Origin of the sequence: Streptomyces aureus (assembly GCF_001418135.1) — a bacterium.
GTDB classification, from domain to species: domain Bacteria; phylum Actinomycetota; class Actinomycetes; order Streptomycetales; family Streptomycetaceae; genus Streptomyces; species Streptomyces aureus_A.
In genome coordinates this window covers 304-1,113 of record NZ_LIPQ01000473.1, presented here as the reverse complement: position 1 = coordinate 1,113, position 810 = coordinate 304, and the positions used below count along the sequence as shown (strand labels likewise).

The following is an 810-nucleotide window of genomic DNA, read 5'->3' as shown; positions in this document are numbered from 1 at the left end:
TCCTCACCGACCGCGCGGTCGACTCGCAGGACACTTCCCTCTACCGGACCTTCCTCGGCTCCGACTTCGTCAAGGAGGGGCAGGAGGCCGGCAAGTGGCTCGTGAAGGAGTACGGCGGGACCTCCGAACCGGTCAACGTCGTCGAGCTCCAGGGCACCACCGGCTCCGCACCTGCCAACGACCGCAAGGCCGGCTTCGCCGAAGTCATCAAGGGAGAGCCCAAGTTCAAGGTCGTGGCGTCCCAGACCGGGGACTTCACCCGCGCCAAGGGCAAGGAGGTCATGCAGGCCTTCCTCAAGTCCCACAAGGACATCGACGTCCTGTACGCCCACAACGACGACATGGCCCTGGGCGCCATCCAGGCCATCGAGGAGGCGGGCAGGAAGCCGGGCACCGACATCAAGGTGATCTCCGTCGACGGCATCAAGGACGCCTTCGTCGCCATGCAGGAGAAGAAGATCAACGTGGTGGTCGAGTGCAACCCACTCCTCGGCGACCAGTTGATGGAACTCGCCCAGAAGGTCGCGGCGGGGGAGAGCGTCCCACGACGGGTCGAGGTCAAGGAGGGCGTCTTCACCCAGGACCAGGCCGCGGCCGCCCTGCCTGGCCGCCAGTACTGACCCCACGCCCGCACCGGACCGGGGGCGGTCCTCGCGCCGCCCCCGACCCCTCAGGAGAGGAGGGCGGATGACAGCCCCACCCAACCCCGCACCCACCCGCACCGACCGGCCGGTCCTGGAGGCCCTCGGCATCCGCAGGGCGTTCCCCGGCGTCCTCGCCCTCGACGGGGTGGACCTGCGCCTCTTTCCC

1 protein-coding gene is annotated in these 810 nt (G+C 68.8%); it reads left to right on the top strand.

Annotated elements, in window-relative coordinates; genetic code table 11:
• Window positions 1-620: substrate-binding domain-containing protein (locus AOK00_RS31090; RefSeq protein WP_254047572.1), on the top strand; the 620-nt coding region annotated here is incomplete at its 5' end.
• Window positions 621-810 lie beyond the last annotated feature (190 nt).